The organism is Legionella longbeachae, assembly GCF_004283175.1.
In the GTDB taxonomy this organism is placed as follows: domain Bacteria; phylum Pseudomonadota; class Gammaproteobacteria; order Legionellales; family Legionellaceae; genus Legionella; species Legionella longbeachae.
Genome location: NZ_RXNW01000001.1, coordinates 349,450 through 374,149 on the forward strand (window position 1 = coordinate 349,450; position 24,700 = coordinate 374,149).

Here is a 24,700-nt window from a genome sequence, read left to right on the forward strand (position 1 = left end):
CATTATGTATTTTTTATTTTCAATATGATATCATGCAGAAAAATGATGTGCTATTTTATTTCGTTTCGTAGTTTATTTAATTAGAATTATCAAATCGTAGTCTTGATGAATCACAAGATACCAAGCTAAAACATCTGTATTTTATTTAAAACATAGATAAATTAGATCCCACGTAAAACATTGAAGTGTCTCTAGCTTGATATTTATGTACCATTAGACAACAACCCATTACTTTTTTAATATTTTTCAGGCAGTGATTATCATGATGATGAATCAAGAATATAGAGGCTCTATTTATGCAATTTTATCTGGATTTCTTTACAGTTTTATCGGCTATTTTGGTATAAGCGCAATTAATGGCCATTTGTCTGCAAGCACAATGCTTTTTTGGCGCTTTTTGATTTCAAGCATCATCATTTTATTTATCATGTTGCCAAAAATAAATGAAAGCAGAGATTCCTATAAAAACATGTTTCTTGCTTTTTTAACGGGTATATTTTTTTATGGAATATCTACTTGGCTTTATTTTTTAGCCTCTTTATATATAGGATCAGGATTGGCAATGGTAATTTTTTTTACTTATCCTGTTGTCATTATGCTATTGAATTATTTTTTTTATGGCCAATCGATTCCGCAAATTTATTATTTAGCAATCCTAATTATTTTATTCGGCATGGTATTCATGGTGGATTTAGATGCATCATTTAACCTATGGGGTATGGTGTTCGCTATTGCCTCTGCATTTTTTTACGCCTGTTACATCATTGGAAGTAAACGAAACGTGCTCTCTCCTAATATGTCAACATTTATGGTTTGTCTAGGATGTACGGTGACAAGTTTTTTTGTTTCATTTTTTAATCATTCTTTTGTTGTTCCAACATCCATAACGGTTTGGACTCATTTGTTTGGAATATCTATTATCGCAACAGTAATACCTATTTTATTGTTTTTGTATAGCTTAAAGTACATTAGTTCAGAAAAAGCTTCTATTTTATCCGTCTTAGAGCCAGTATTTGTAGTGGTTTTTGGTGTGTTACTTTTGGGCGAAAAAATTCAGCTTTGGAGTGTAGTTGGTATGTTTTTCGTTTTAGCTGGCGCAGTGATAACTTTATTTAGTCACAAAATAAATCTGAGTCACTTGAGAGTTCTATCAATGCGCCGTGAAAATGTTGGGTAAGTGTTTAATGGAGTGCAACGTAACGTGGTTGCATTGCACTTTTTTTACCCGTTGTATTAATACCAACTTCCATTACATCCACCACAACCCCCACAGTCTGTAGCACAAGTTCCGCAACATGGGTTACTCGAACAGTTCGCCATAAAGGCAGCTGAACACACTATAATTACAGCCATTATTATTTTTTTCATACTTATCCTTGTTGTCGCCTGTATATTAACTATACTCTAAGTTTTTGAATTTAACCAATTTAGATCAAAATTTCTTCAAATTGTAGCCATTGCAATTTCCATAAGTTATAAATAAGTAATTGATTTTTTTTTGTATTTAAATAGGTGGTCAGCACTTTATAAGATAAGTAGCGATTATTAGCAATATAATGCAACAAATCCTTGTTCACTCCCTTTGCATCCCACGCGCTCCCATTGATAAAAAATTGATATTCAGACTGCTCATTTTGATTTTGATACGCAAATCGGCATGAAGCATCCCTTATAAGATTTAATCCTTCTTTTATTTCTTTGATAAAATCTGAAATATCAATTAATTCATCTTCTTCCAAAGGGACTGGTAATTGGAGTTCCGCCTGTTGATCGAGCCGTGTTGCAAAACATCCAAACCACGTTTGCATCGTTTTTTCATCATTGATTACTTGCTGTAATAATTTTTGAGCATTGAGCCAGGCAGAGGGGGGGATTTCGGACGTGTTTTGCAAATTAGACCAGTCTGGATCCTGATACAGATTTTTGAATAAGCCCTTTTCAGATAAATAGTCGCTGAAACTTTCTAATAATTCTTGCCCCTGGTAACTTCGGTAACCGAATGAGTAAGTCATGCACTCGTCAGATAGAGAGATACCATGATGACCTACATGTGGAGGAAGGTATAACATATCTCCTTCTTCAAGAATAAAACGCTCTTCAACATCAAATTGACTCATGATACGTAACTCAAGGCCTTTCATATAATTTTGGTTATTACACCCCTTCGTAGTTAGCGACCATTCGCGTTTTCCTTTTGCCTGATATAAAAACACATCATAGTTATCATAATGCGGCCCGACACTGCCATGAAGAACCGCATAGCTAATCATAATATCGTCGATCCGCCATTGTGGAATGAAATTAAAATAATCAAGCAAGGCATAAACTTCAGGAATTAATCGATCTACACCTTGCACGAGTAAGGTCCAATGGGTAGATGGTAAGGTACTAAAATCATTTACAGAAAATGGTCCACGTTTTAAATGCCAATAAGGCTTTTCATCAGGAGTTTCAAAGACCAGACGGCTTTCAACATCCTCTTCCAGTGCAAGTCCAGCAAGTTCATCAGGGGATAAGGGATGTGTGAATTCTGGCAAAGCCTTACGAATCACTAGAGGTTTTTTTTGCCAGTAGTCACCAAGAAAAGTATTTAATGAAATTTGCTGCAGATTGATCATTTATTGCGATTACTCCCATAAGGTCAGCTGGTATAGATAATCTATATGTCAATGGACATTCTTTTTCTAGATCCAGGTGCCGTTCATCGTGTCTGAGAAATTCATAAAACGTTTCAATGAAAAATGCTTTTATGATTCCCATAATTAGCCTAATTTGATTGAAGGATTCGTTCTAATTCCCCTTTGGCTTGCCGGGAAAAATTAATTAAATCGCTTTCCTTATCAAAAAAGTCAAATGAGCGAATTAATGTCGCTTCATCATGTTTTTTGAAGGCCGCCGTTTTTTTCTGTATATCTTCTGATTTATAGCCCAGGAATTTCATAATTTGTTTGGTCATAGTCAAAGAAGAATCAAATAGCTCTCTAATAAAGAAATCCACACCAGCTCGATGCAATTCATACGCATGACGACGATTACGTGCTCTCGCATAGATTTTTAGGTGGGGGAAATGGTATTTGGCTAACTCGACTATTCTTAGATTTGCATCAGGGTTACCTACAGTTACAATTAATAGTTTTGCATGTTCAGCACCAGCACTTTTCAACAAATCCAGACGACTTGCATCGCCAAAATGGCCAATGTACCCATATTTTCGGAGTAATGCAATTTGCTCAGGATTTTTTTCCAATACAGTAAATTTAATTTTCTCTCCATTGAGCAAACGACCAATGATTTGACCAAAACGCCCATAGCCTGCAAGAATAATGCCATTTTTCTCATTAATGGAGTCATATTCACGTTCAGGTACGATGCTCATAAATTTAGGTATAATATATCGATGGTAGATAAGCAACAAAAAAGGTGTGGCAAGCATGGATAACGCCACAACAAGAGTACAAAATGATGCGTTGTCATTGCTGATTACTTTGGTTTTACTCGCATAATCAAATAAAACGAAGGCAAACTCACTACCTTGGGATAAAGCGAAAGCAAATCCTAAAGTTTGCAATTTAGTTAAATCAAAGACGCGTCCTAAAACGGCAAGAATAAGCGCTTTGATGCTAATTAATGCAAGAACTGCTGCAAGAATGATCAACGCTTTATGGGTAAAGAGAGAAAAATTCATCCCCATTCCTACTGAGACAAAAAATAATCCGAGTAAAATCCCTTTAAATGGTTGGATATCTGCATCAACTGCATGTTTGTATTCAGAATTGGCCAATACAACCCCCGCAATAAATGCACCTAGGGCTGGGGATACTCCTATTGATTCCATTAATAAAGTAATTCCTACCACTAAAGCAAGAGAAAAAGCAGTAAATACTTCGCGCAAGTTTGTTTTTGCCATGATAAAAAATAAATGCCGGGACACAAAATGACCAATTAAAATAACCGCTCCAACTACTCCTGTTATTAAAAGAGCATGCATCCAACGAGGAAAATGCATAATAAATGCTGCTTCATGGGTATTGATTTTAATAGTTCCATACTGTTCAAGTAGAGGAATGATGATTAATATAGGAATTACGGCAATATCTTGAAATAACAATACGGCAAATGATGTTTCACCTTCAGCCGTTTTCAATAGATTTTTTTCTTGTAGCATTTGTAAAACAAGGGCTGTTGATGAAAGGGATAAAGCCATGCTTATCGCTAAAGTTTCTTGCCAAGCATACCCTAACAGAATCCCAATTGCGGTGAGTATGCTCGTAGTTAAGATAACTTGCAATCCTCCCAGGCCTACGATAAGCCGTCTAAGTTTCCATAACATCGCAGGCTCTACTTCCAAACCGATAAGGAACAACATCATAATCACGCCAAACTCACCAAAACTCATAATTTGTTGTGAGTTTTCTATGAGTTTGAATCCGAAAGGCCCAATAAGAATACCAACAGTGAGGTATCCTAGTACCGAGCCTAATTTGAAACGGCTAGCAATAGGTACCATAATACTCGCTGATACTAGAAAAATGAATGTATTAAGTAACATGTGATTATTCATAATTAAACCTGGTTATTATTTGGCATGACAGTTTTTAAATTTCTTACCACTGCCGCAAGGACAGGGCGCATTACGCGCAACCTGGAGCTTAGGAATTTTATTTAAATTTGGCTTATGTACGCCGCATACATAATACCAACGACCATTTTCTTTATGAAACTCGCTTACTTCATGAATGAGTTGCATCTGATTTTGTTCGGAAAAGCGCGCGGCAAACTCGACAAAACCAACATTTGTAGCAGGGATCTCTGACTTAATTACTTTTAAGTCAATCCATTTAACGCGCTTAGCCCATTGGGCGGCTTCAAATTCATTAAAACCTATAAGCGCTTTTCCTTTCATGGTGCATTTGATGTACTCAATTTTTCCCAGGCTGTATGCTGTATATCGTGAGCGCATCAACTGCTCAGGAGTTTGTGGCATTTGATGGCTATCAAGATATAAACCACAACATTTTTCATACGTATTTTGTGATCCACAAGGACAAAGTAACATGGTATGATCCATAGCGAAACATAAATCTAATTTTTGGGATTATAGATTATATTCGATATAGTATTAAATTTTTACTAAATTACACGATTATTTAGGGTAAATGAATGAATTCCTACTTATTCACGCAAAATATAGAGCAAATTAATCATCAAGAAAGTATTAGCCGATTAGAGGAGGGTACTGTTTTATTTTTTCCTAGATACTTTTATACCTCTATAGATCCCGATTTGTTCTCTGAAAATATCCTGGATGGGAGTCGTAAAAATATAAGCTACGATATCCGTACTAAAAGGCTCGGTGCTTATAAAAAAGAAGTTAATGGTTTGAATGATAAACTTTTATCGATGATGCATGGTTATGCTGAATTTGCGCATCAATTAATTCAGAGTGTGCTCCCTTCCTATGTCCCTCATTTACAATGGGGAAGAACCAGCTTTAGGCCTGCACAAGTTGAAGGCCGTGTTTCCTCAAAACGTAAAGATGATACTCGTTTACATGTTGATTCGTTTTCAGCAAGCCCAGTCCATGGGTTAAGAATTTTACGGGTTTTTTGTAATGTAAATCCAGATAACGAACCTCGAATTTGGAATCTTGGTGAGCCATTTACAGATGTACTTCATCGTTTTGGCCCCAAAATCGCATCTTACAGTAAAATCAAAGCAAAAGTTCTCAAATTTGTTAAAGCAACCAAAACCTTGCGTTCACCTTATGATCATTATATGTTGCATTTACATGATACGATGAAACTTGATGATTCGTATCAAGCAAATGTCAACAAGATCCAGATTGATTTTCCTGCCCAAAGTACTTGGATAGTGTTTACTGATCATGTGTCGCATGCGGCGCTTAGTGGCCAGTATTTATTAGAACAAACTTTTTATCTTCCAGTTGATAATATGGATAATCCCGATTTTTCACCACTGAATCAATGGAAGAGGATTCGTCCAGAATTGCAGGATACTCAAGTTGTTTTATAAAATACTTAGTGCCTGTTGACCATTCATCCCCCTGCGCGGTGCGACTTGTTCCTGAGAGATGGTCACAAAAAGTGATCATAACTTTTTGAAAAGTAGGATGAATATTTTTTGAAGCGCATGAAGATATGTGATTCAATAGTGTTTCGGAACTTTATAAGGTTTATCATCATGCACTTGATTGAATGATTACCTAAAACATTCGCAGAGCAACTATCCCAAGTTCATAAAAATAGATTAAAGAGTTGAATGAGTACCAGCGAAGTAGCAGACTGCAAAACCCGCTTATCTAGGGTATGGACTTTTAACTGACAAAACAAAAGTACCCGCTCGCTTTGTTTTATATAAGGGAAATCCCAAGAATAGAGCAAGGCTTTTGATTTTCAAGCGCATTCTGCTAAATCTACCTCCATTTTATCCATCGAGTTCCTTGGAAAACCCGTGTTGAAAAAAAAGCTTCTTGTGACTCAAGAGAGCTTTCAGAGTTTGTTAATGATGCTTTATCAATGCGCTATTCAAGCACAACATGGAGTCTCTCAGATGTGATTCTATTTTGTGAGGATTTCTCAGGAACAAGTTGCGACATCTACGCGGTGGGGATGAATGGCCAAAATGCCTTAATAAGGTCTTTTTAATATTTTATGTTTCTTCATATATTTTTCAATTTCTTTAGGTGTAAGTGGTTCACTGAAAAGAAAACCCTGAACTTGATCGCAATGTTGTTTTTTTAAAAAATCCAATTGTTCTTGACTTTCAACTCCTTCAGCAATCACTTTAAAATTAAAACTTCGTGCCATAGAAATAATCGCTTCTATAATCACTCCATCACTATGTGAGGTTGGTATACTTTGGACAAACGATTGGTCTATTTTTATGCAGTCAATGTGGAGCTGTTTTAGATAGTTGATGCTGGAGTTTCCAGTACCAAAATCATCTAGAGCAATTTTTATTCCTAATTGTTTCAGTTGATTTAGCATGTAAATAATATCTGGATGTGTTATAACAACATTCTCCGAAATTTCAAATTCTAAATGGTGCGGATTTAACTGATATTCATTTAAAGTGTTTTTAACAAAATCAATGAAATTAGGTTGCAGTAATTGTCTGGAAGTAATATTGACGGCGACTTGAACATAAGGCAAGTTTTTTTTATGCCACATGTCTATTTGTCGACAGACCTCTCTAAGAATCCATTCCCCAATGGGTATAATGAGGCCAGTTTCTTCGGTAAATGGAATAAAATCCATAGGAAATATTACACCTTTTTCAGGATGATTCCATCGAATTAGTGCTTCAACAGATAATAATCCTTGTTGATCAATATTAAATTGTGGTTGGTATGCTAAAAAAAATTCATTATTATTCAGTGCATTATGTAATTCAGCTTCTAATAAAAAGCATTGTTTATAGTGTTCATATAATCGAACATCATAAAAAGAAAATTGATTTCCTCCTTGTTCCTTTGCCTGATACATTGCCAAATCAGCATTTTTTAATAGATCATTAGCTGTTTCTCCGTCTTGAGGATAGATACTTATTCCTAAGGCAGTAGTTATAAACAAATTTCGATTTGTGATTTTGAAGGGTTCCTTCAGAGAGTTTAAAATTTTATTGGCAATTGTATAAACAGTATCAACGTCATCTATATGACAAAGCATAACAAATTCATCGCCTCCCATCCTTGCCAGGATATCCCCATCTTGAACTAATAACCCCCATCTTTGTCCAATCATGCGTAATAACGTATCACCAACTTCATGGGATAGACTGTCATTAACCAGTTTAAATCGATCCAGGTCACAATAAAGTATTGCAAATTTTAGTTTTAGATTTTGTGCATTATCGATACTTGCTCGTATCCTATCGATTAATAAAGCGCGATTGGGTAATTGGGTTAAGGGATCATGAAGTGCTTGATAGGTAAGTCTTTTTTCAAGATTAGCGCGTTCGGTGATATCATGAAAACTCCATACACGCCCAATGATAACGTCATATAAACGATGTGGAAGAGAATAACACTCTAGTGTCTTGCCATTTTTAAAAGACACGACAGTACTGCTGATTTGATTAATATTTTTTTTAAGGCGGTTAAGTTCTTCCAAATATTTTTTAGGTTTAAAGAGCTGATTGAGCATATGATATAAGATGATCAATCCATCATTAATTTCTAGCATGGCTTTTGGAATAGCCCACATGGAAACAAACCGGGAATTACAATCAATTATTTTATAATTTAGATCCGTAACTAAAATTCCATCTGTGGATGACTCAAAAGTTGAACGTAAAATCGATAAAGATTGTTGTAAAGATTTAGTCTGTTCTGCTACAGTTTTTTGGAGATTTTTTTCATGATGTTTCGCATTATTCGTCAAAATCCATTTTCTTGTTAAAGCACAAGCCAGTTGCCTTACTACAACAATATCGAATGGTTTTTTCAAAATAAGATAATTGTCACCCATTCCTAATTCTTTTACAGTTTCCCCCCAACTGAAATCAGAATACGCGCTACAAATCACTATTTGAATGTCAGGATCAACTTTCCACATTTGCTTAATAGTGGTGATCCCATCCCACCCCGGAGGCATTCTTATATCAACAAAAGCTAAAGCATAATGTATTCCTTTTTCCAGATCTTGTTTTATCTTTTTTATTGCCTCATGTCCTTGGGATGCTGTATTAAAAATAAATTTAGGTAAAAATTTATCTATATCGGAGTTTTCTGATTCATTTAAAAGAGACTCATCAAATAATTGTTGTTCATAATAATCGAGCTTTGCTCTGGTAGTTGAGGAGGAAAGGACTTTAATAAAATCCCTATGAATAGAGGAGTTATCGTCAATAATCATAATGTGTAATGGTATATCACCCATAAATTTCTCCTTGCCCCTTTGAATCAGTAATGGGTAATGTCAGTCTAAATTGTGCGCCACATCCTTCTCCCAGGCTTTCGGCAAAGAGTTCACCTCCCATTTCTTTGGCGGATAATGCTGAACTATGCAAACCAAAGCCATGACCGTTTTCTTTAGTGGTGAATCCGAAGGCAAAAATATGCTGTAAATCTTCTACTTTGATGCCAATTCCATTATCTTTAACTATTATTTGTACGGAATTCTTTATTTTTTGCACACTTATTTTGATTTTTTTTGTTGGATTAGATGTTTTTTCGAGTACAGAATCCTTCGCGTTTTGAATCAAATTAATTAATATGTGTAACAGTTTCGATTTATCAACGAAAATCAACGGGGCGGGTTTAAATTCTTTGATGAAATTAATTTCTTTTTTGCAAGAATTCATTGTGATATTTAATGCACTATCAATTAGCTCAGGAATATAAACGGACTCCCTAAAGCTTGAGATCCCACCAATCGATTTTTGCATGTCTACTATTTGATTAATATGTTGCAAGTCGTGCTCTAAGTTTTCTATTTCAAAATTATTTTTTTCTTCTTCTTCCATGATAACTTTAGAGAGCGATAATAAAAATTCAGGAATAATCATACCTTTGGGATCATGACTTAAAAAATGGGCTAAATCAGTCTGATGTTGCTCAATCATAGATATTACTTTCATTAGTTTTTTATAATAAGCTTGTTTGTAACTGCTTTTTACTAAAGAAATCGAAACATTAGCGCTGTTTAAAATATTGCCGATATTATGAAGAATAGTAGTGGCAACTTCTGCCATTCCAGCCCGGCGCGCGGTAGATGAAATTTGTTGATTTAATTCTTTAATTTTTTCTTCAGCTATTTTATTTTTATGTATATCAATCACAATTCCCGTAAGTTGTTTGTCCGCTTCAAGACATTGCACAATTGCTCGATACCAGCGGTAATCTCCATCTGGATTTTTTACTCGCATCTCACACTCATAATCTACTTTTTCATTTAAAGCCCTTTCTACTTTTTGAATAAAATCAAATCGGTCTTGTTCGTGAATCAATTCTATAAACTCATTAAGGGTAGGCGGTTTGTTGATTGGATTTAAATGAAATAATTTGAATAACTCGTTTGACCAAATGGTATAATCCGTATTTCCATCATAGGACCAATATCCTAATCCAACAATATGTTGCGCTCGTTCAAGTTTTTCATTTAAATTCATCATTTCTCGAGATGAAATTGCTATGGATCGTTCATGCATATAACGTTCTTGATCTATTTCTATATAAGCGTTGTTAATATGATTTAAAAAAGTTATCCATTGTTCTGTGCTTTCCGGTTTTTGATTCGGATCAATTTTCGACCTGGCAAGCTGTCTTTGTAATAATTTATGTATGTCCATAATAATTTTATAGTTCACGTATTGTGGTTATCGTCATTGTTTGATTATGTAATTCGCAATTTCCAACTGCATAGGGTGATAATTCGCCATAAGAATAAAACCCTATTTGTGTTGAACCTTCAGGTAAAGCGGAAAAAGTAGATTCAATTTCCTCTTCAGTCCGGACCCCTAACAGAAGTCTTCTTCCTACACAGCTAATATCAATTGCAAGAACCGGGCCTAATTTTTTATACCCATTTGAAAGCATACGATTGTTCGCTAAGTTTCCAGCTTCATGAGCACTCTCAATTAAGCGATCGAAATTTGCGCGCATTAATTGTGCATACCAACCAGTTGGGATATCCCCTGCAAAAACCAGCGATTGTTCTTTTTCATCAACGGCTAAAATGGTGCGGACTAATTGCATATCATCAGGAGCGTTAGGATCATGAATCGCCAAAGGATAAAGCAATCCTGATGAGGGTAATTCAGAAGCTTTTTCGCCTAAATATTCCTTATAAAGTTGCAGAGCAGGCCGATAGTCAAGTTCATATAAGATATTGGCTTCAGAGCGAGTGATCCGGCGGATGGGGCCAAAAATATCCCATCCTCCTTTTGAAGCGTGGCCAATTTGAACTTTTGAACCATAAAACCCAACAGCAACCACGTAGTTATCGAGAATTTTATTATTTAATATGGTCCAGGTTTTTTGAAAATTGCTCCCATCACCTGCTAAGCCACCGGTAATAATTAAATTACTAGATTCTTTAGCTGTATTTAAACCCTTTACTAATTCAGATCCATTAACGTTCAGTCCATCAGAGAGTACAAAAATACTGCGTAATCGAGTATCTTTTAATTGATCCGCAATTAACATACCCGTATTTTTTGACTCGTTACTTTGATTTACTTTGGCTTTTGCAAGTTTTAAAGTCGTACGATCGAATTTTGCCACTACAACAGCAATACTGTGATCAAAAAGATAATTACCAAAAATTTCACCCGAGGTGGAGCAACCTATTATTTTTGATTGAGAATAAAAATCAGCTAATTGCAGTATTGGCATATGAAAATTATAAAATTCTGGGGCTGCGAAAATGAGAACCAGGGTATTTGCTGAATCGAGTTCAGGAAATTGATTTAAGCTCCATCCTTTATTTTTAAAGAACTGAAATGCTTTAATTTCCATACACACCTCTTGGCTTGTAATTTAACTTTTTGGTTGAATAAATTCCATTATTTAGAAGTATAGTGGTTATCTTGTTTTTTTTCAGGGACAACGAAACATGAAATAATCATCGACCATAACGATTTTTTTGCTACCCAAACAAAAATTCGATATGATGAGTTCGATTAATTTGTGGAAGGAACGAAGCTTTTATGGAAGGAGAAACATCACCTGCCAAAAATAATAAAAAAATGGTGAGTTCTAAATATTGGCGAGAGCGATTTCCATCAGAGAACTTTTTAGGGGTGATTATCATTGTAATCACTTTGATTGCTTTGTTGTGGTTCTATATTGCCCATAAAAAACCAAAAGACATTGGCCCCAAACCTATACCTATAGTTGCTGGGGTTTCTACGACTCGCGACGTACCTATATACCTTTCTGCTTTAGGGACAGTAACACCAGTTTATACGGTGTCTGTTCAATCCCAAATCAATGGCATATTAATGAAAGTGCTTTTCAAAGAAGGGCAATTAGTCAAAAAAGGACAGTTACTGGCACAAATTGATCAACGTCCTTATCAAGCCTTACTGACGCAGTATGAAGGAAACTTAAAAAGAGATTCTGCATTGTTAGCCAATGCCAAAATAGATTTAAAACGTTATCAAAAATTGTGGCAGGAAGATTCAATTTCACAGCAAACATTAGCGACGCAACAAGCATTGGTAGAGCAATATGAAGGAAATGTTAAATCGGATTTGGGGTTAATTCAAAGTACTAAAATTAATCTCATTTATTGCAATATAACTTCGCCAATTGATGGACGAGTTGGATTACGATTGATTGATCCGGGTAATATTGTACAAATATCAAATACACAAGCCATTGCTGTTGTTACTACTATGGATCCAATTACTGTGATTTTTCCTATAGCGGAAGATTATGTACCGCTAATAGCTCCAAAAGCTTATGGTGATAAGGAAATGGACGTTAATGTTTATGATAGGCAACAAGAACATTTGCTTGCAAAAGGAAAGTTGTTAGCTTTAGATAACCAAATCAGTACGACTACTGGAACAGTAAGGCTAAGGGCTGTTTTTAACAATGAGGAAAAAAAATTATTCCCTAATCAGTTTGTTAATGTGAAAATCCTGGTTGATACATTACATGGTGCTACGGTTGTACCAACAGCCGCTGTCCAACACACAACTACAGAAGACTTTGTTTATATCATTAATTCAGATCATACCGTAACAACTCAAAAAATTGTATTAGGCCCCACAAGTGGCGATGATACTGTGATTAAAAGTGGTTTATTACCTGGCAAAAAAATTGTAATTAATGGTGCTGATAAATTAATTAACGGATCTAAGGTGCTGATACAAGCCGAGCATTCTCAAGAAATATCTGTTAAAACAGCAAGCATATCCGTTTCTTTGTTGGGGTGACATGAGTATATCAGGCCCATTTATCGTAAGAGCAATATCCACTTCATTATTAATGTTTGCTATCTTCCTTACAGGGGCTTTATCTTACAAATTATTACCTGTTTCTGCTTTACCTGAGGTTGAATATCCAACGATTCAAGTGTCTACGTTTTATCCTGGTGCCAGCCCAGATGTGATGAGTACAACGGTCACTGCACCACTTGAACGCCAATTCGGTCAAATGCCGGGATTGGATCAAATGACATCAAATAGTTCAACAGGCTCCTCGATTATCACCTTGCAATTTAATTTGGACATGAGTCTTGATGTAGCTGAGCAAGAAGTGCAGCAGGCTATTAATGCTGCAAGCAGTTACTTACCCACAGCTCTTCCCAATCCACCTGTATACAGCAAAGTAAATCCCGCAGATACACCTATTCTTACCTTGGCTTTAACTACAAATACCTTACCTTTAACCAAAGTCGAGGATTATGCGGAAACACGCCTTGTCCCTAAAATTTCTCAGTTATTAGGTGTTGGTTTAGTCAGCATAGGCGGGGGGCATAGGCCGGCAGTCCGCATCCAGGCAAATCCTGATGCTTTATCCGCTTATGGATTAACTATGGAAAACATACGAACTTTAGTTATGGCATCTAATGTTAATGCAGCAAAGGGAAATTTTGATGGGCCAAGGTTAGCCTATACAATTAATTCTAATGACCAATTATTATCTGCTGCTGATTATCGACCATTAATCATCGCTTACCAGAACGGAGCACCTGTTCGTTTATCTGATGTAGCTCGTGTAATTGATGGATCAGAAAATGATATGCAAGCAGCATGGATGAATAAAGAGCCCGCGATCATCATTAATATACAGCGCCAACCAGGAGCTAATGTTATCGAAGTAGCCCAACGCGTCAAAAAACTACTCCAGCAAATGCGGGTAGCAATTCCTGCGGGTGTGGATGTAAAAATACTTACTGATCGTACCACCAGTATTCGTGCCTCGGTAGAAAATGTCCAATTGGAACTGCTTTTGTCAGTAGTATTAGTGGTGATGGTAATTTTTTTGTTTTTGCGCAAACTCTCCGCAACTATTATTCCAAGTATTTCAGTACCATTGGCACTTGTAGGTACCTTAGGACTCATGTATTTGCTCGGCTTTAGTTTAAATAACCTCACATTAATGGGGTTAACCATAGCTGCGGGTTTTGTAGTCGATGATGCGATCGTCATGATTGAAAATATTATGCGTTATATTGAGATGGGTGAAAAACCTATAGATGCTTCGCATAAAGGAGCTGCTCAAATTGGCTTTACCATTATTTCATTATCCATTTCACTGGTTGCCGTATTAATTCCCTTACTTTTTATGGGAGATGTAGTAGGGCGGTTATTTCGTGAATTTGCACTGACTTTAACAATAACCATCGCGATTTCCGCTTTTGTCTCTTTAACGTTGACTCCTATGCTTTGCTCTCGAATTTTAAAACCTCATAGTGAGAGTCATGTAACACGGTTAGAGCAGTTTTTAGAGAACAAGCTAAACTATCTTGTTGATTATTATAAGATTTCTCTGGGGTGGGTTCTTTCGCGACAAACATTAATATTATTGGTTTTTTTTATCACCGTAATCATCACCAGTATCTTATTGTATCTTATCCCTAAAGGGTTTTTTCCGATTCAGGATACTGGGGTTATTCAGGGAGTTTCCGTAGCATCCGACTCTGTTTCTTTTAACGAAATGGCTAACCGTCAGCAAGCTTTAGTAGAAGCAGTACTTTCTGATCCTGCTGTAGAAAATGTTTCTTCATTTATTGGCATAGATGGCACTAATGTTACCTTAAATAATGGACGCATTTTAATTAATTTAAAACCTTTAGATGAACGTCTTGGTGTCACCGAGGTGATGAATCGTTTGCGGTCTAAAGTTCAGCAGGTTGTAGGTGCAACTTTATACATGCAACCAGTGCAAGATCTAACAATAGATACACTAACAAGCCGTACTCAATTCCAATACAGCATTAGTGCCCCTGATAAGGAAGAAGTTACTAAATGGTCTAATTTAATGTTAGAAAAAATGCATCAAATCCCCATTTTAAAAGATGTGAATACGGATCAACAAAATAATGGTTTGGTGACCGCAATTGATATTGATAGAGATACTGCATACAGACTTGGAATTACCATGCAGATGATAGATGATACTTTATATGATTCTTTTGGGCAGCGACAAATATCCATTATGTTTACTCAACGTAACCAATATCGGGTTGTGTTGGAAGTGTTCCCTTCGTTACAAAGAGAATCAGTTGCTTTTGATAATATCTATATTAATTCTACGATAACAACTACCCCAAACAGTACAGTAACTACTGCCCCTGTCCCTAATTCTCCTACAACATCTTATAGGGTGGCAAATCCATCAGTATCCAGCTCACTAAATCTTGGATCTACTACAGGGGTTAGTATCAGTGGTTCCGTACCCATCAAGGCTTTTGCCAATTTGAGACAACAAGTAGCGCCATTAGTAATTGCTCATAAGGATCAATTTCCCTCGGCAACACTCTCATTTAATCTTGCTCACAATGCTTCTTTAGGAGATGCTGTAACTCAGATAGAGGCCGCAAAGAACAGTCTGGGACTCCCATTGAGTGTAGAGGCTGATTTTCAGGGAACAACAAAAAGCTTCCAAAAATCACTTGCCAATCAAGGTTGGTTGGTATTTGCTGCTATTATAGTTGTCTATATTATCTTGGGTGTGCTTTATGAAAGTTATATTCACCCCTTGACCATTTTATCTACTTTACCTTCTGCATCTATGGGGGCATTACTGGCATTATATCTCTCAGGGAATGAATTATCCATTATTGCTTTGATTGCAATTATTTTGTTGATTGGTCTTGTCCTAAAAAATGCGATCATGATGATTGATTTTGCCCTTGAGCAAGAACGCGAATACAAACGTAAACCTAAGGATGCAATTTATGAGGCTGCTTTATTACGTTTTAGACCGATTTTGATGACTACTATGGCCTCCATGCTCGGAGCAATTCCCTTGGCTTTAAGTCATGGCATAGGAGGAGAGTTACGTCGTCCTCTGGGTATTGCCATTATTGGTGGATTAATTGTAAGTCAGTTAATCACTTTATATACTACTCCTATTATTTATCTTACTTTTGATCGTATATCGCGTAAGGTAATGGGGCATGGTAAATACAATCCCGATACTTCGGAGGCTGGATTGTGAATTTATCATCTTTATTTATTAAGAAACCCATAGCAACTATTTTGTTGGCGTTAGGTTTAAGTTTTGCGGGAATTCTTGCCTTTGATTTATTGCCTGTAGCTCCATTACCTCAGATTGATTTTCCGACCATTACTGTACAAGCCCAATTACCCGGAGGAAGCCCAGAAATCATGGCAACTTCGGTTGCTGCACCATTAGAACGACAAATAGGGCGAATCGCGGGAATTTCTCAGCTTACCTCTTCCAGTACTTTAGGGCAAACAAGCATTATCGTTCAATTTGATTTATCACGTAATATTGATGGGGCAGCACGGGATATCCAAGCAGCAATTAATGCTGCAATGAGTCAATTACCTACAAATTTGACGAACAATCCGACTTATCGCAAGGTGAATCCTGCTGATGCCCCGATTATGATTCTCGCATTAACATCGGATAAGTTTACTCCTGGGCAATTATATGATGTGGCATCGACTCTGTTACAACAGAAAATTTTGCGTATTGAGGGAGTAGGTCAGGTAAACGTGGGGGGAAGTTCATTACCAGCAGTACGAATTGAAATAAATCCTACAGCTTTAAATAAATACGGAATAGGACTTGGTCAATTAGGGACAATAATTGCAAATGCTAATGTGAATTTGGCAAAAGGACAACTCGTTCATGATCATACTGTTTCAGTAATTAAAAGTAATGATCAGATGCTCAAGGCATCAGAATATGCTCCGCTGATTATTAGCTTCTTCAATAACGAGCCTGTGCGGTTATCAGATGTAGCCCATGTCTATGATTCTGTGGCTGATGTGCATACGGCTGGTTTAGCAAATGGAAAACCTGCGGTACTCTTGGTTCTATTCAAACAGCCAGGAGCAAATGTAATTAAAACCGTCGATCGTGTAAGAGAAATTTTACCGCAAATTGAGGCTTCTATGCCAAAAAACATCCAATTAAACATTTTAATGGATAGAACCTCTACAATTCGTACGTCATTGCATGATGTAGAACTTACTCTACTTATTTCCATGTGTTTGGTTATTTTTGTTACATACCTTTTTCTTGGCAGTTTTAGAGCAATGATGGTTCCAGGTATTGCTGTACCATTGTCTTTACTTGGAACTTTTGCTGTTATGAAATTATTAAATTACAGCCTTGATAATTTATCGCTTATGGCTTTAACCATTTCTACAGGATTTGTTGTCGATGATGCTGTCGTGGTATTGGAAAACATTTCTCGCCATATTGCACTGGGTAAAAAACCATTCCAAGCTGCTTTTGATGGCTCCAGAGAAATTGGTTTTACGGTACTCTCCATTAGTATTTCATTAATTGCGGTTTTTATTCCAATTTTACTGATGGGGGGGATTGTCGGCCGCTTATTTCGTGAATTTGTAGTCACGCTATCTATCGCCATACTAATTTCACTTGTTATTTCATTAACATTGACTCCAATGATGTGTTCCCGAATGTTACATGAAAATGAGGGGGAGCAAAGTAATTTTTTTATGCGTTTTACCGAACGAGTACGATTACGTTATGCTAATGGCTTACATTGGGCATTATTTCATCCAAGATTCATGTTAGTTCTTATGTTTGCTACGATTATTTTAACTGTTTATTTATTTATTATTATTCCCAAAGGTTTTTTCCCGCAACAAAATACAGACAGGATCGCAGGGACTTTGCGAGCAGATCAAGATATCTCCTTTCAAGCCATGAGGAAAAAATTAAATCAATTCGTTTCAAAAATTAGTGAAGATACTGCTGTCGCAAATGTTGCAGCATTTATAGGAAGTGGTCCAGGGAATAATACAACAAATACCGGCACTGTATTTATCATGCTAAAACCACAAAAATCAGATAGTCCCACGAGTGAACAGGTTGTCAGCCGTTTGCGAAAAGAATTATCTTCAATTACTGGTGCAACCTTATATATGCAGTCTGCTCAAGATTTAACTATTGGTGGTAGAGCTGCTGCAGCCCAATTTCAGTACACGGTTTCTGCGGATAATTTACAAGATCTTGCGATTTGGACTCCTCGTATCATGGAGCAGTTATCAAAAATTCATGGAATTGTTGATTTGAATAATGATCAGCTTAATCATGGCTTACAAACCTATGTTAATGTAGATCGTGATACTGCATCACGTTTTGGCATTACGTCGCAAGAGATTGACCGAGTACTTTATCACGCTTTTGGGCAAAGTCAGATTTCGGTGATGTATATGCCAATGAATCAATATTATGTGGTCATGAATGTTGCTCAGAAATATTGGCAATATCCTTCTGTTTTAGATGAAATTTATGTCAAATCTGCGTCGGGTTACGAGGTTCCTTTATCTGCATTCGCTGAGTTTAAACCAGGATCTACTTTATTATCTGTAAACCATCAAGGCCTGGCTCCTGCGGCAACATTTTCATTTAATTTAATTCCAGGAAGTTCTCTTGGTGGAGTAGTAAATAAAATTACCGCAATGGTTAATAAATTAAATTTACCTCCGACCATGCGTGGCGCTTTTCAAGGTACTGCACAAGCGTTTCAAGAGTCTTTTGCAAATGAAAAATATTTGATTTTAACTGCTATCCTGGCAGTTTATATTGTACTTGGAATGCTTTATGAAAGCTTGGTTCATCCTATAACAATTTTGTCTACTTTGCCTTCAGCTGGGGTTGGAGCATTATTGGCATTGCTATTATTTAAGTCTGATCTGAGCATTATTGCACTTATTGGGATGATTCTTCTGATTGGGATTGTTAAAAAAAATGCCATTATGATGATAGATTTTGCTTTAGAGGCGGAACGTCTGGAAAATAAATCCCCACGTGATGCGATCTATGAAGCAGCGCTATTGCGATTTCGTCCAATTATGATGACTACAATGGCAGCTATACTTGGTGCTATGCCATTAATCATTGGTTTTGGTGTGGGTTCCGAATTACGCCGTCCCTTAGGTATTGCAATAGTAGGAGGGTTAATTATGAGTCAATTATTAACACTCTATACTACTCCTGTAATTTATTTAACATTGGATTCTGCTGGAATCAGGGTTCGTAATTTTATGAAACGGTTTAAATTAAGAGGTGCTTATGGACACTCGTAACCTATTTAGCTTGGGAAAGGCGAAGTCCAACCCGGAAATAGAGTGTAATCAAAAATTCCATATCACGTTGAGCCGCCACTTTTTATTAAAAAAATTTACAATTTTAACTTTTGGATTATTTTTACTGACTTCATGTATGGTTGGTCCTAATTATGTTCCTCCAAAACTAGTTGTACCACCGCAATTTAAAGAAGCCAAAGGAAAAAAAGTCATAGGAGCCAAGCGTAAAAATTGGAAACCTATTAAACCTCAAGATGATATAGAGCGGGGTGAGTGGTGGAAGATATTCAATGATCCTGTATTAAATGAATTGGAAGATCAGCTTTATCATTACAACCAGAGCATTGTCAGTGCAGAAGCCAATTTTAGCCAGTCACTGGCGATTGTGGATCAAGCACGCGCTAGTTTATATCCAACCTTAATTGGTGCGGGTAGCCTATTTAGACAGCGGCAAGCAGGAGGATCTACAACAATTATCAGTTCCACAGGATCTAGTGAAGGTACGGCGACGACGAATATTATACCTACAGCGTCCGTAACAACTATTTATACTGGATTTTTGAATGCAAATTGGGAACCTGATATTTGGGGAGTAGTTCGCCGGACCATTGAAGCAAATCTTTCCTTAGCTGAATCGAATGAAGCTTTAATTGGCGTGACCCGTTTATCCGCTCAAGGTGCTTTAGCTCAATATTATTTTGAGCTTCGTACATTGGATAAAAGTCAAAAATATTTAAATGAAACAGTAATTGCTTATCAAAAGCTGTTACAGTTTATACGTAATCAATATGCCTCTGGTGTAGCTTCTCGTGCTGATGTAGTTCAGGCGCAAATTCAGCTTGAGACCGCTCAAGCATCCGCGATTAATAATGGTATTTTAAGAGGCCAATATGAGCATGCCATTGCTGTGCTTATGGGAAGACCGCCTGCCTATTTTTCATTAAAACCCGCAATTGTAAGATTGAAACCGCCTCCAATCCCTCTGCAAGTGCCTTCTGAATGGCTTGAGCGTAGGCCGGACATCGCACAGGCAGAGAGATTGGTACAACAAGCAAGTGCATTGATTGGAGTGGCTATTGCAGCTTACTTTCCAACACTGACCTTGACAGGCACCACCAGTGCCGCAGGTCATAGTTTTCATGAGTTGATTCATAAACCATCAATTAGTTGGTCTGCTGGAATGCAAATAGCTGAGACTATATTCGATGGTGGATATCGTGCAGCAGGGGTACGAGCAACAAAAGAACAATATAGAGCTCAAGTGGCAAATTATCGGCAAGTGGTACTCAATGCATTTCAAGATGTTGAAGATAATCTTATTGCATTACGACTTTTGAAGCAGCAAAGCATGGTGCAAGATAAACAAACAGCTGATGCCATCTATGCACTTAAGCTCACTAAAAATCAATATAAGGCGGGAACTTTACCTTACGCTAACATACTTACCGCTCAGATTAGCGCACTGGCAGCAGAACAAGCAGCGACACAGATAGACGGATTGCAAATGGCATCGGCGGTGGGTTTAATTAAATCACTAGGAGGTGGTTGGGTCGCAAATACGGCTTTACCTCCTAAAATAAATAATCAAAAAAGATAGCGGCTGCTCGAGCAGATCATAGCTGATTGTCACTTGGCAACATGATGAAAAATAAATGAATTTTATTATTTAAACTGTGACTAAAATAATTGACTTCAATTTATTTACAGGATAGCATGGCCAATATTTACTCATTATGGGGGATTTATGCTGGGATTAGCAGTCTTAGATGATTTATCTTATGTACTGGATAGTAGTAATGATCTGCCTGATGATTTTTGTTTTTCTGGTGAGTTAAGACGATGTATTGTAACGTACAACAAAAGACCGGGCTTTTTTAAGCCATACCAAAATGCCAAAGAATTTGCTGATGGAGTAATTGCACCTGTTGTTTATCCACTGGGATTAGCCTTTTTAGGAACGATGGGGTCTCTTGTTACTGCCATTGCACCTTCTATTTGTGTAGGTAGTTTGCTTTTTGCAGTTGGTGCTGCTGCTTTTGGTGCCTCAGAAGTCAATGATAATGCCCTGGATGTTGCTGCGCTTTCATTATATATTACAGGTTATGCGCTTGTTTTAACTGCAGCAAGTTTTTTATTAGCAATTATTACCATTCCTTGTTCGTTAGCTTCTTTGGTTACGCATACTCTTTCTACTGTAGGTTCACAGCTCATGGATTATATGGATGATAATATAACGACTGAAAATAAAAATGCGATTTTTTAAGGCTCAGTAAAATCAAAATATATCCATTGAGAATTAAATAATACAATAATTTTTGGTGCTTGGGGGGATTGTGCCGGCGTTTACCCGTTTATGTAAAAATGTCCACATTAGTGTAGCTCATAATACAGTGACTCTATATGTTCCCAAAACAGTACCTTGGTATTCGTTGTATCAGCAAATAATGCGATCACATTATTATGACTCCACTCAATCTGTACTAAAACCTATTTGGCCCTTACAGATATATAATCCATTTGATCCGCAAGATCCTTTTGTCAAAAGGTTATCGCCGGTGAAGCCAGTTCATCGTGATAATCCGGATCATGAATATTATCATGATGATGCATTAGACAAAGAAATTACGCATTTTCATATGAAGTTTACTAGAAATATTAGTGCCCAGGATTTCGAGGTGTTTTTAACTATTTTAGTTGAAAAAGATATAATTGATAGAAATGAAAAAGAAGCTTGCTTCATTGCGTATATCCATGCAAGCCAGGATACAGTAGCGAAATTTTATGATGAGTTGGCTGTGGTTCAGCTAAAGGCACTTGCATTGAGTGAAAAAGCTAAAACCAATCCCAAAATGTATCAGAAAGCTGCAGAGGCGGCTGGAGAGCTCTATGATACTCTAAAGAATGAAGCAAGGACTTACTTCAACAACAAAAATGTAAGAAGTTATGAATTATTTCGTACTAATTGCAAAAATGCCATAAAAAAAGCATCGATTGAACTCAAAAATCATCGTGGTTGGGGTGATGTACTACTTAATGTTACTGCAGCTATTCTTGGGTTGGGGGTTTTTTATGCTGTTGCTCTAGGGATTAACTATGCGTGGACCCATGGAGAGCATTTGTTTTTCCATTGTGATACGGATTCTATCAGAAAAATTAAAAAGCTCGATGAAGCTCAATCTGCGCTCTTGAGGATTTAACACGTGCATTTTTGTGTATTGAATTTTCGATGTGTGGATTTTGCGAATCAGATGACAATATATTTTTTGTTTAAACTACTACGGCATGTCAACACGCCCTTAAATTGAATCAGGATGTATTTTCGAGTACTATTCTGTTTCCTTTATAATCTCACGAATTTTATTTAAAGTTATGTCTAAAGCTAAAATTCTTGTTGTTTGGTCAAATTATTACGAAGAGCTCGCTGAAAAACAATTAGCGAGTTGTTTAGAGTTGTTAAAATCATCTGAATATGAGTATCAAATTGAAACAGTAAATGCCGGAACTTATGAAATTCCAGCGGTTATCCAATATTTTCATACTCATAATCCATTTGATGGTTACATTCCCTTAAGCTTATTACTCAAAGGCAAAACGGATCATTATGAGTTCATTTGGGAGCATGTTAAAGAATGCTTTATTGAATTTGCTATGAAGGGTTTAATGATTGGTAATGGTATTATTTCTGCTCCTAGCATCGAGTTATTGCGTGAGCGTGTTGAAAATGGTGAGAGAGTGAGAGAAGCGTTCCAAGCAGTTTTGTATCTCACGCAACTTACAAAGAATAAATCATAATCAATGGCAAAAATTTTAATCATTTCATCTTGCATCCATAAAGAATTAGCGGCTCTGCAACTTTCCAACTGCATTGAGCTCGTTAAAGATTCTAATTATGAGTATCAAATTGAGTCTTTACAAGCTGGAACTTATGAGATTCCTTTCGTTATTAATACGTTTCAGAAAAAAAATCCATTCGATGGCTATATTGCTTTAGGGCTGGTTTTGAATTCAAATAGAGATCACTATAATTATATTATGTCTCATATTAATACTTGTTTTACCCAATTTGCATTAAATGATGTTGTTGTAGGCAACGGAATTATTTCAGGTTTCGATTTGGATGATTTATCTGACAAAGTAAAGAGTTCCAATCCTTGTTTTTCAGCTTATACATCAGCATTTAATGCGGTGGATTATTTAATCCAATTAAGAAATCGGATTTTGTAAAATAAAGGAACCTAGTCATGTTTCAATGGTTAAAAGCATGGCGGCAAAAAAAAATTATTCAATGCTCTCATATCGCTGAAGCGGAGTGGAATGATGCATTTCAGCATTTATCGCTACTTCAACGCCTGAACAAAAAGGAAAAAATAAAGCTTAAGCAGTTGGCAATTTTATTTCTTCACTACAAATCATTAGAAGGGGGCAATAATTTTCAGGTCACTACAGCAATGCAGGTAAGTATCGCATTACAGGCTTGTCTTTTGATTTTAAATCTTGGGTTAGATTGGTATGATGATTGGGTTTCCGTAATAATATATCCCGAGGCTTATTCCCGGCAAAATAGGGTGATTGATGAGTTCGGTATCGAGCATCTAGGAAATGCTCATTTAAGTGGTGAATCATGGCAGCGTGGTCCAGTCGTACTATCATGGAATGATGTACTGCAGCATGGCGGGGCTGATGGGCGCAATGTAGTAATCCATGAGTTCGCACACAAATTAGATATGCAAAACGGCAGGGCAAATGGATTCCCTCCGCTCCATAAAGGTATGTCCGCTTTGCAGTGGGCTACTGGATTTAATGATGCTTATAATGATTTTATCAATCGCATACAACAAAATGATCCTATCCCTATTAACCATTATGCTTCTACATCTCCTGCTGAGTTTTTTGCAGTTTTAAGCGAGTTGTTTTTCGAAAGACCTGAAATTATCAGGCTTTATTATGCCGAGGTTTTTCAGTTGATGGTTCAATTTTACCGCCAAGATCCACTAATAACCAAATAAATTTCACCATTTAAAATTATATTTAGTGTCTCTGGAGCCCCATCCATCAATAACACGTACATCTAGTTGTTTATCTGAAATTAGATTGAATTGAATGCGTGAGCCCCAGTAGGGATTGTAAAAATTAAAATCATGTTGGATTTGTGCAGTTTTAATCGAGCAATAAAGAACTCGTGGTTCAGGAGCTCCAAGTCCATCACCATAGCCTAAATCCAATTGTGTTGATCCTTCAGTATTTCCCCCTGATGTTACTGCGCCAAGACCATTACATGTAATCATAGCAAATTGAGAATGTTGGTTTTTTAATATTAAACAGCTTCTATAATGGGAGCAAGGTTTAGCAAAACCTATACTTGTAATTAAAATTAAGCTAATAAAAGTATAAAATTTCAACATTATTCTAACTGATTTATGAGACAGCATTATTTCTATCATGGCAATTAAGTTTTTGTCAACAGACC

At 36.6% G+C, this 24,700-nt stretch carries 19 protein-coding genes; 11 read left to right on the plus strand and 8 right to left on the minus strand.

Annotated features, from left to right (window positions below; all coding sequences use genetic code 11):
• Positions 1 to 265 precede the first annotated feature (265 nt).
• Positions 266 to 1,177, plus strand: coding sequence for a DMT family transporter (locus tag EKG34_RS01415; RefSeq protein WP_012979017.1), 912 nt, complete (start codon positions 266 to 268; stop codon positions 1,175 to 1,177).
• Positions 1,178 to 1,233: 56 nt separating this feature from the next.
• Here the strand turns inward: EKG34_RS01415 and EKG34_RS18800 are convergent, their stop codons facing one another.
• From EKG34_RS18800 to EKG34_RS01430, 4 genes are all read right to left on the minus strand, one after another.
• Complete coding sequence (locus tag EKG34_RS18800; protein ID WP_258956462.1) at positions 1,234 to 1,368, minus strand: hypothetical protein; 135 nt, start codon at positions 1,366 to 1,368, stop codon at positions 1,234 to 1,236.
• Between the two features lie 59 nt (positions 1,369 to 1,427).
• Complete coding sequence (locus EKG34_RS01420) at positions 1,428 to 2,618, minus strand: cupin domain-containing protein (RefSeq protein ID WP_003632032.1); 1,191 nt, start codon at positions 2,616 to 2,618, stop codon at positions 1,428 to 1,430.
• A 149-nt stretch (positions 2,619 to 2,767) separates the two neighbouring features.
• On the minus strand, positions 2,768 to 4,561 hold the full coding sequence (locus tag EKG34_RS01425; protein ID WP_003632031.1) for a monovalent cation:proton antiporter-2 (CPA2) family protein: 1,794 nt from the start codon (positions 4,559 to 4,561) through the stop codon (positions 2,768 to 2,770).
• Between the two features lie 15 nt (positions 4,562 to 4,576).
• Entirely contained in the window at positions 4,577 to 5,056 is a 480-nt protein-coding gene (locus tag EKG34_RS01430; RefSeq protein ID WP_003632030.1) for a YchJ family protein, read from the minus strand.
• Between the two features lie 104 nt (positions 5,057 to 5,160).
• Here EKG34_RS01430 and kdoO point away from each other — a divergent pair, with 104 nt between their 5' ends.
• On the plus strand, positions 5,161 to 6,033 hold the full coding sequence (kdoO, locus tag EKG34_RS01435; RefSeq protein WP_003632029.1) for a Kdo hydroxylase KdoO: 873 nt from the start codon (positions 5,161 to 5,163) through the stop codon (positions 6,031 to 6,033).
• 614 nt (positions 6,034 to 6,647) lie between these two features.
• On the opposite strand, the gene EKG34_RS01440 is transcribed toward kdoO, so the two are convergent.
• The 3 genes from EKG34_RS01440 to EKG34_RS01450 are packed head-to-tail and all read right to left on the minus strand — an operon-like array spanning position 6,648 to position 11,479.
• Complete coding sequence (locus tag EKG34_RS01440; protein ID WP_003632028.1) at positions 6,648 to 8,900, minus strand: EAL domain-containing protein; 2,253 nt, start codon at positions 8,898 to 8,900, stop codon at positions 6,648 to 6,650.
• Positions 8,893 to 10,311, minus strand: coding sequence for a sensor histidine kinase (locus EKG34_RS01445; protein ID WP_003632027.1), 1,419 nt, complete (start codon positions 10,309 to 10,311; stop codon positions 8,893 to 8,895). The genes EKG34_RS01440 and EKG34_RS01445 overlap by 8 nt, the downstream gene beginning before the upstream one ends.
• 7 nt (positions 10,312 to 10,318) lie before the next feature.
• On the minus strand, positions 10,319 to 11,479 hold the full coding sequence (locus EKG34_RS01450) for an FIST signal transduction protein (RefSeq protein WP_003632026.1): 1,161 nt from the start codon (positions 11,477 to 11,479) through the stop codon (positions 10,319 to 10,321).
• Between the two features lie 191 nt (positions 11,480 to 11,670).
• On the opposite strand from EKG34_RS01450, the gene EKG34_RS01455 reads away from it, so the two are divergent.
• The 9 genes from EKG34_RS01455 to EKG34_RS01495 all read left to right on the plus strand — a co-directional run bounded on the left by EKG34_RS01455 (position 11,671) and on the right by EKG34_RS01495 (position 24,239).
• Positions 11,671 to 12,906 (plus strand): efflux RND transporter periplasmic adaptor subunit, encoded by a 1,236-nt coding sequence (locus EKG34_RS01455; protein ID WP_003632025.1) that lies wholly within the window; start codon positions 11,671 to 11,673, stop codon positions 12,904 to 12,906.
• Between the two features lies 1 nt (position 12,907).
• Positions 12,908 to 16,138 carry an efflux RND transporter permease subunit gene (locus EKG34_RS01460; protein WP_003632024.1) on the plus strand — a complete coding sequence of 1,077 codons (3,231 nt, stop codon included), beginning with the start codon at positions 12,908 to 12,910 and terminating at the stop codon, positions 16,136 to 16,138.
• Positions 16,135 to 19,233 (plus strand): efflux RND transporter permease subunit, encoded by a 3,099-nt coding sequence (locus EKG34_RS01465; protein WP_003632022.1) that lies wholly within the window; start codon positions 16,135 to 16,137, stop codon positions 19,231 to 19,233. The genes EKG34_RS01460 and EKG34_RS01465 overlap by 4 nt, the downstream gene beginning before the upstream one ends.
• Positions 19,220 to 20,830, plus strand: coding sequence for an efflux transporter outer membrane subunit (locus EKG34_RS01470; RefSeq protein WP_003632021.1), 1,611 nt, complete (start codon positions 19,220 to 19,222; stop codon positions 20,828 to 20,830). Before EKG34_RS01465 ends, EKG34_RS01470 begins: the two co-directional genes overlap by 14 nt.
• Before the next feature lie 147 nt (positions 20,831 to 20,977).
• The gene (locus EKG34_RS01475) at positions 20,978 to 21,496 is read left to right on the plus strand and encodes a hypothetical protein (protein WP_003632020.1); all 519 of its coding nucleotides are present in this window, start codon (positions 20,978 to 20,980) and stop codon (positions 21,494 to 21,496) included.
• A 70-nt stretch (positions 21,497 to 21,566) separates the two neighbouring features.
• Entirely contained in the window at positions 21,567 to 22,430 is an 864-nt protein-coding gene (locus EKG34_RS01480; protein WP_105166035.1) for a hypothetical protein, read from the plus strand.
• A 172-nt stretch (positions 22,431 to 22,602) separates the two neighbouring features.
• Positions 22,603 to 23,025 carry a 6,7-dimethyl-8-ribityllumazine synthase gene (locus EKG34_RS01485; protein ID WP_003632018.1) on the plus strand — a complete coding sequence of 141 codons (423 nt, stop codon included), beginning with the start codon at positions 22,603 to 22,605 and terminating at the stop codon, positions 23,023 to 23,025.
• Positions 23,026 to 23,028: 3 nt separating this feature from the next.
• The gene (locus EKG34_RS01490) at positions 23,029 to 23,457 is read left to right on the plus strand and encodes a 6,7-dimethyl-8-ribityllumazine synthase (protein WP_003632017.1); all 429 of its coding nucleotides are present in this window, start codon (positions 23,029 to 23,031) and stop codon (positions 23,455 to 23,457) included.
• A 17-nt stretch (positions 23,458 to 23,474) separates the two neighbouring features.
• Positions 23,475 to 24,239: a M90 family metallopeptidase gene (locus EKG34_RS01495; protein ID WP_012979019.1), complete on the plus strand. Its 765-nt coding sequence runs from the start codon at positions 23,475 to 23,477 to the stop codon at positions 24,237 to 24,239.
• Between the two features lie 3 nt (positions 24,240 to 24,242).
• Here the strand turns inward: EKG34_RS01495 and EKG34_RS01500 are convergent, their stop codons facing one another.
• On the minus strand, positions 24,243 to 24,662 hold the full coding sequence (locus EKG34_RS01500) for a hypothetical protein (protein WP_240920654.1): 420 nt from the start codon (positions 24,660 to 24,662) through the stop codon (positions 24,243 to 24,245).
• Positions 24,663 to 24,700: the final 38 nt, after the last annotated feature.